The 8286-nt window shown below is 58.7% G+C and carries 3 protein-coding genes; all 3 read right to left on the bottom strand.

Features of this window, described 5'->3' with window-relative positions; translation table 11 throughout:
• Positions 1-159: 159 nt before the first annotated feature.
• Complete coding sequence (locus tag BN871_RS22985) at positions 160-5865, bottom strand: HAMP domain-containing protein (RefSeq protein WP_048749147.1); 5706 nt, start codon at positions 5863-5865, stop codon at positions 160-162.
• Positions 5866-5869: 4 nt separating this feature from the next.
• Positions 5870-7213, bottom strand: coding sequence for an ATP-binding protein (locus BN871_RS22980; RefSeq protein ID WP_048749149.1), 1344 nt, complete (start codon positions 7211-7213; stop codon positions 5870-5872).
• A gap of 255 nt (positions 7214-7468) precedes the next feature.
• Positions 7469-8286, bottom strand: an 818-nt coding sequence (locus BN871_RS22975) for an NAD-dependent epimerase/dehydratase family protein (protein WP_048749145.1), incomplete at its 5' end; no start/stop codon positions are given.

The following is an 8286-nucleotide window of genomic DNA, read 5'->3' as shown; positions in this document are numbered from 1 at the left end:
CAAGGCGGCGCCAGGCAGCCGGCTTAAATCCAGAGGCTCGACTCGAATGACAGATGATCGGCGGCTGTGAATTGCGGCATCCATTTTAAACCATGAAGGGGCTGTCCCTGAAAGCCGAATGGCTTTCAGGGACAGCCCCTTTCTCATGGAACGCAGGAATCATCTGTCCAGCCACGTGCGCATCATGGTCAGCAATTGCGCGCTGTTGACCGGTTTTGTGATGTAATCCGAGCACCCGGCCTCAAGGCATAGCTCCCGATCCCCCTTCATGGCCTTCGCTGTCAGCGCAAGAACGGGAAGATCCTTGAACTCCGCCTTCTGCCGGATTGCACGGGTGGTTTCGTAACCGTCCATTCCCGGCATCATGATATCCATCAGCACGATTTCAATATCCGGCGTATGTTCCAGGATGTGCAGAGCCGTCTGGCCGTTCTCCGCCGGAATGACTTTCATGTGATGGCGCTCCAGAATGGACGTGAGAGCAAAAATGTTCCGGATATCGTCATCGACCACAAGCACTTTCTTGTACTCGATCATTTCATTGGAATGATGCAGCTTGACCAGCTTGTCCCTGGAGCCGGCAGGCAGGTTCTCTTCTTTGCGGTGCAGGAAGAGGGTGGTCTCATCGATCAGCTGGGCATTCGATTTGACCTCTTTGAGAACCGCCATCTTGACCAGCTCATCCCATTCGTTCTCTTCCGCCGGCGCGAGCTTCCTGCTCAGACGGGCCAGGATGGGAATCCTTTTGTTCCGGGCATCCTTGTGCATCTCGCGGACGAACCGGATGAGATTCATATCCTTCAAGCCGCTGTCCAGAACCACGCCGTCAAAAGCTTTGGCATTGAGCTGGTTCAATCCTTTGCGTCCCGTGTCCACGGCCGTGATCTTGAGATCCTGGCTGCCCAGCAGCTCGACGATTCCCTTGCGCTCCTGCTCGTCTTGAACGACCACCAGCAGGCTGCGGGCCTTATTGTCCGCAAACTGGCTCAAGCGATCCAGCGCGTTCTCCAGCTCTTCGTTCGTCACCGGTTTGCGGAAGTAATCGAACACTCCCTTCTGCAGCAGGAGCACCTCGTCCTCGTCGACGGTCATGACGCAGATCGGAATATGCCTCACCTTGATATCGTTCTTCAGCTGCTCGAGCACCAGCCAGCCGTCGGTGTCCCTCAGATGCAGATCCAGCGTAATCGCGATCGGCTTGTACTTGTGAACGAGTTCCAGGGCGTCCAGGCCGCCGGAACTAATGACCGCCTTGATTCCTTTCTTTCGGAGGAGATCGAGAATGATCTCATTGAACTTCTGGTCATCCTCCACGATCAGGAACACGCGGTCTCCAGGCTCGATGCGGTCCCTGTCGTCCATCAAGGAGTCATCCGCCGGCCGGGACAGGCTGCTTCTGCGTTTGGGCGGAGTGATGTCGATCACCTCGGGAGCATGCGGCTTGCGGGGCTCCGGCTCCGTGTATTCCGCTTCCGTAGGAAGGTAAAGATTAAATACGCTTCCCTGGTTCACTTCGCTAAACAGGGTGATCTCTCCGCCCAGCATCTCGGCTATCTCCCTGGAGATGGCAAGCCCCAGTCCCGTTCCTCCGTATTCCCGGTTCGTGCTGCCGTCCGCCTGCTGGAAGGCTTCGAAGATGATCTGCTGCTTTTCGGGCGGAATTCCGATTCCGGTATCGCTGACGGTGAAGCAGAGGACCGTCTTGGCATGGTTCAGCGAGTCGTTTTCCAGGTTCCAGCCCCCGCTCGCTTTTTTGACCTGGAGCATGATCTGTCCCTGCTCCGTGAATTTGAAGGCGTTGGAAAGCAAATTCTTCAAAATCTGCTGAAGCCGCTTGAAGTCCGTGAGGATGCTCGCCGGCACGCCGGATTCGACCTTGATCCGGTAGTCCAGCTTCTTGGCGTCCACCATGTGGCGGAAGGTCCGGTCAAGCCCGTCTGTCAGCTCCGCCAGCGAGACTTCGCTGTAATCCGGCGTAACGGTGCCCGATTCGATCTTCGACAGATCCAGAATGTCGTTGATCAGATTGAGCAGCTCGAGTCCGGAGTCCTGGATCGTCTTCGCGAACTTCACCTGGATCTCGTGAAGGTTCTCATCCGGATTCTCGGCCAGCTGCTCGGCCAGCAGCAGCAGGGAGTTGAGAGGGGTGCGGAGCTCATGCGACATGTTGGCCAGGAATTCGGATTTGTACTTGGATGTGAGGGCCAGCTGCTCCGCCTTCTCCTCCAGATACCGTTTGGCCACTTCGACCTCATGGTTCTTGCTCTCCACTTCCGCCTTCTGCAGCACGAGCAGCTTCGCCTTGTCCTCGAGCTCGTCGTTCGTGTTGCGCAGCTCCATCTGCTGCTTCTGAAGCTCTTCGGTGAGGGACTGCGACTGAATCAGCAGCTCCTCCGTACGCTGGTTCGCCTGCATCGTGTTGATCACGATGCCGATGGATTCCGTCAGCTGGTCCAGGAAGGCGATGTCGATATCGCTGTAGAGACGGAAGGAAGCGAGCTCCAGAATCGCCAGCACCTGGTCCTCGAAGATGATCGGCAGCAAGACGATGTTGAGAGGCGTCGCTTCTCCCAGAGCGGACGAAATCACGACATAGTCGCCCGGCACGTTGGTCAGCAGGATCCGCTGCTTCTCGATCAGGCACTGGCCGACCAGCCCCTGTCCGGCCCGGAATTCGTTCGCCAGATGCTTGCGGGTCTGGTAGGCATAGCTCGCGAACAGCTTCAGCACCGGCTCGCCGCCGACCGGTTCGTTGATGTAGAAGACGCCATGCTGCATCGATACGAGCGGGGCCAGCTCCGACAGGATCATGCGGCTGACGGCATACAGATCCCTTTGCCCCTGCAGCAGCCGCGAAAACTTGGCGAGGTTGGTCTTGAGCCAGTCCTGCTCCGTATTGATCCGGGTCGTCTCCTTCAGGTTCCGGATCATTTCATTGATGTTGTCCTTCAGCGTCGCGACTTCTCCGGATGCGGACACGTCGATGGCGCGCGACAGATCGCCGTTGGTCACCGCGGTCGCGACGTTGGTGATGGCGCGCACCTGGGTGGTCAGCGTGCTCGCCATGTAGTTGACGTTGTCGGTGAGATCGCGCCAGGTGCCGGCTGCGCCCGGCACGCTCGCTTGGCCGCCCAGCTTGCCTTCGGCGCCTACCTCCCGCGCCACGGTGGTCACCTGGTCGGCGAAGGTGGCCAGCGTCTCGATCATATTGTTGATCGTATCCGTCAGCTCGGCGATTTCGCCCTTGGCTTCCACGGTCAGCTTCTGCTTCAGGTTGCCGTTCGCCACCGCAGTGACGACCTTGGCGATCCCGCGCACCTGATCCGTCAGGTTCGTCGCCATGATATTGACGTTGTCGGTGAGGTCCTTCCAGATTCCGCCGACGCCGCGCACCTGGGCTTGTCCGCCCAGCTTGCCGTCCGTGCCGACCTCCCGCGCCACCCGCGTAACCTCGGAGGCGAACGAATTGAGCTGGTCCACCATCGTGTTGATCGTGTTCTTCAGCTCCAGCAGCTCGCCTTTGACGTCGACCGTGATTTTCTTGGACAGGTCGCCGTTCGCGACGGCCGTCGTCACGCCGGCAATGTTGCGCATCTGGACCGTCAGGTTGCTGGCCATGTAGTTGACCGTATCGGTCAGATCCTTCCAGGTGCCGGACACATCCTTCACTTCAGCCTGCGCGCCGAGCTTGCCGTCCGTGCCGACCTCGCGAGCTACGCGCGTAACCTCGGAGGCGAAGGTCGAGAGCTGGTCCACCATCGTATTGATGGTGTTCTTCAGCTCCAGGATCTCGCCTTTGACATCGACGGTGATCTTCTTGGACAGATCGCCCTTCGCGACCGCCGTCGTGACGTCCGCGATGTTGCGCACCTGGTCCGTCAGATTCCGGGCCATGTTATTGACGCTTTCGGTCAAGTCCTTCCAGGTGCCGCCGACCCCTTTGACCTGCGCTTGCCCGCCCAGCTTTCCGTCCGTCCCGACCTCGCGCGCCACCCGCGTCACCTCGGAGGAGAACATCGAGAGCTGGTCTACCATTGTGTTGATCGTGATCTTGAGCTCCAGGATCTCGCCCTGCACATCCGCCGTAATTTTCTTGGACAGATCGCCGTTCGCGACAGCCGTCGTCACGACCGCGATGTTGCGCACCTGGTTGGTCAAGTTCGAAGCCATGTAATTGACGCTCTCGGTCAAATCGCGCCAGGTGCCTGCAACGCCCTTGACCTGGGCTTGTCCGCCCAGCATGCCCTCGGTGCCGACCTCCCGTGCGACCCGCGTCACCTCGGAGGCGAAGGTAGAGAGCTGCTCCACCATCGTGTTGATCGTATTCTTGAGCTCCAGGATCTCGCCTTTCGCGTTGACAGTGATTTGCTTGGACAGATCGCCTTTGGCGACAGCTGTCGTCACCTCGGCGATATTGCGAACTTGATCGGTCAGCGTGCCGGCCATGAAGTTGACGCTGTCGGTAAGATCCTTCCAGGTGCCGGATACCCCTTTGACATCCGCCTGCCCGCCGAGGATTCCTTCCGTCGACACCTCGCGCGCAACCCGCGTCACCTCCGAGGCGAAGTTGCTGAGCTGATCCACCATGATATTGATCGTGCTCTTCAGCTGGAGGATCTCGCCTTTGGCGTCGACGGTTATCGTCTTCGACAAGTCGCCCTTCGCGACCGCGGTCGTCACCTCTGCGATGTTGCGCACCTGGTTGGTCAGGTTGGAAGCCATGTAGTTGACGCTTTCAGTCAGATCCCGCCAGGTGCCGGAGACGCCTTTGACATCCGCCTGTCCGCCGAGAATCCCTTCCGTGCCGACCTCGCGCGCCATCCGGGTCACCTCGGAAGCAAACGTCGACAACTGATCCACCATCGTGTTGATCGTGTTCTTCAATTCCAGAATCTCGCCCTGCACATCCGCGGTGATCTTCTTCGACAGGTCGCCGTTTGCGACCGCCGTGGTGACGACCGCGATGTTGCGCACCTGGTTGGTCAGATTGGAAGCCATGTAGTTGACGCTCTCGGTCAAATCCCGCCAGGTGCCGGATACGCCCTTGACATCCGCCTGCCCGCCGAGCTTGCCCTCCGTGCCGACCTCGCGAGCCACGCGGGTCACCTCGGAGGAGAACATGGAGAGCTGGTCCACCATCGTATTGATCGTATTCTTGAGCTCCTGAATCTCTCCACGCGCACTGACCGTGATCTGCTTCGACAGATCTCCGTTTGCGACGGCAGTGGTGACCGCCGCGATATTGCGCACTTGATCCGTCAGGTTGGTCGCCATGTAATTCACGCTGTCGGTCAGATCTTTCCAAGTGCCCGATACGCCTTTGACGTCCGCCTGGCCGCCCAGAATTCCTTCCGTGCCGACCTCGCGCGCCACGCGGGTCACCTCGGAGGCGAAGGTGCTGAGCTGATTCACCATCATATTGATGTTGCTCGCCGTTCTCTGGAATTCGCCGGTAAGCGGCCGTCCCTCGATTTCCAGCTCCACCTTCTGGGACAGGTCGCCTTTGGCAACGGCGTTGATGACCCGAACCATCTCGCTCGTCGGCTGGATCAAGTCGATGACGAGGCCGTTCAGCGAGTCGGTGATCGTTTCCCAGGAACCGCCCAGATTTTTCTGCACGAACCTTTTCGAGAGATTCCCTTCCTTTCCGACCACCTTGGCTACAGTCTGGACTTCAGACACCAGGCCCTCATGAATATCCATGATTTCATTGAACGTATCCGCCACCTTGCCGGCCACGCCCGTGCGGTCATACGGCATCCGGTAGGAGAAGTTGCCCTTCTTCATCGCCATCAAGGCGTTGAGCAGCTCGCCGCCGTCGATTCGGCCGTCGCTGGATCCGTTGTTCACGTTTTGCTCGCTCATGTCCTCAACCCTGCCCCTTTATCCAGTCATAGTTTTGAATGGCCGGTTTCCCGACGTCCAATCGGTCCGGCTTGACGATGAGATCATCCTTGCCCTTGTCGTGCGGCATCATTTCTTTGGAAGCGTATTCCGAATCCTCCTGAGGATGAACGTCGTCATGCCGGAACGGCTTGACGGCTGTCGTAAAAATAATGGTCGTGCCGGGTTCATGCGACGGTTCTACCCGGATCGTGCCGCCCATGAGCTCGACCAGGGATTTGCTGATCGATAATCCGAGGCCCGTGCCGTCGAACATCCGGGTTGTCGAGGCATCCAGCTGGGAGAACGGCTGAAACAGCTCGTCGACCTTGTCCGGAGGGATTCCGATTCCGGTATCCATGATCCTGAATTCAAGCAAAAGGGAATCAGCCGTCTCCTCCAGCTTGTCCACCCTTATGCATACGCCGCCTTCATGGGTGAACTTGACGGCATTGCCGACCAGATTGTTCAGCACCTGCCGGAGACGGTTGACATCTCCCTTCAAATAAGAAGGCAGAGACGGATCCATGAAGACTTTTATTTCCAGGTCCCGTTCCCTGGTTTTGGCCGTGAACAGGTCCATCGTCTCCATCAAGCAGTGCTGGAGGGAAAAAGCCTCTTCTTCCAGTTCCATCTTTCCGGATTCGATTCTGGAGAATTCGAGAATATGGTTGATGACAGAGAGCAGGGCATGACCGCTAGTGTGGATGATGCCGGCCATCTCGGTGAATTCCTCCGGCAAATCGGAGGCGAGAAGCAGATCGGACATGCCGATGATTCCATTTAGCGGAGTCCGCATCTCATGGCTCATCATGGCCAGGAATTCCGACTTCACGCGGGAGGCGAGCTCCGCCGTCTCCTTCGCCTGACTGAGCGCCAGATTGGCTTTCTCCAGCTGCCTCGTCTGGTTCTTCAACGTTTCGCTTTGAATCTGGAGGGTCTTGTTCGCTTCATACATGCTGACGTAGCCCTCGATTTTGGATTTGAAGATCTGCGGAACGAAGGGCTTCGTCATATAATCCATCGCGCCTACGGAATAGCCGGCGAAGATGTGCTCCATCTTATTGCTCGTGGCCGTCATGAAGATGATCGGCACGAATTTGGTCTTCTCCCGGGTCCGGATGAGGCTGGCCGTCTCGATCCCGTCCATCCCCGGCATCTGCACAGCCATGACAATGACGGCAAACTCCTCTTCCAGCAAACATCGCAAAGCTTCCATACCGGAATAGGCCCGGACCAGACGATAGGGTTCTCCGACGAGAACCGCCTCAATGGCCACCAGGTTTTCCGGATGATCGTCTACGAGCAGGATATTGATGGGAAAATCCATGAGGCCCCTCGCTTTCCGACTTGTGGAGTAACGGGCTTTTATTTCGACAAAATAGGATAAGATAACTCCGATTATATCGGATAAACTCTCATTTAGGAAAATGGTTTCCCGCTAGTTTCGATTTTTTTATTTCTCGCTCCAACGGGACGAAGTAGCAACGAAAAAAAAACGGGATGTAGCCGATTTCCGCTCGGTTTCATCCCGTTTGATTTTTTCGGCTTCTCCAGCATGAGAAGGAGAATCTCCATCCGATGTTCATCTCTTCAGCGCGCGGCGCGCCTCCTCCAGCGTGTCCGAGCAGGACTGCTCCAAAGAGATGCCCGCGCTCCAGCCGAGAGCCGCCAAGGCCGAGGCATCCGCAGGCGGAGGAGACGCCGCCTCGCTGTCTCCAGCCTGAATCTCCAGCGGGCAAGCCGCTAGGCTGAGGTACAGATCGGCCAGCTCCCCGAGAGATCGCATCCGGCCGGACCCCATGGCGTAGGTCGCCCCGGAGAGGCCGCCCCGCAGGATGGCTTCATACCCCCGCACCGCATCGCGGACATCGAGGAAATCCCGCTTCTCGGTCCGAGAGGAGAGCTGGAACGGGAGCGGAGGCTCCTCTCCCTCCGCCGCAGCCTTCTCGCAAGCAGCCGCGTACCGGGCGAGCAGAGCGTTAAGGCCGCCGGAGGGCCCGGGCCCGATAAGATTGCAAGGTTCCGCGGCGATGATGTCCATGCCGTACATGGAATGCCAGCTGAGGGCGGCGGCTCTTTGGAACGTCTTGCTCAGGCTGTAGGGATGAGGCGGCCGGGGCGGTCCGTCCTCCGGCAGCCTGTAGCCGAGCATGGAGCCGGCGACGATGATCCTGCAGGAGGGAGCGGACAGCCGGACGGCTTCCAGCAGATGCACCGTGCCCATCAGATTGGCTTCCAGATAGCCTGCGGGATCCTTCCAGGAGGCGCCGGCATGATTGGCTCCCGCCAGATGCAGCACCGCGTCGGGCGAAATCTTGGCGATGGACTTCGCTACGGCCTGGCGGTCGGCCAAATCGCAGCCGACGACCGTGCAGCCGGCCGCCGCCTCCGGCGGCGCGG

Source organism: Paenibacillus sp. P22 (assembly GCF_000469945.2).
Lineage (GTDB): Bacteria > Bacillota > Bacilli > Paenibacillales > Paenibacillaceae > Paenibacillus_O > Paenibacillus_O humicus.
This window is presented reverse-complemented; position numbering and strand designations above follow the sequence as displayed.

Bases quoted from the DNA above. Each gene is read 5' to 3' on its own strand.
- BN871_RS22985 (WP_048749147.1), bottom strand. From the start codon at position 5,865: ATGAGCGAGCAAAACGTGAACAACGGATCCAGCGACGGCCGAATCGAC.
- BN871_RS22980 (WP_048749149.1), bottom strand. From the start codon at position 7,213: ATGGATTTTCCCATCAATATCCTGCTCGTAGACGATCATCCGGAAAAC.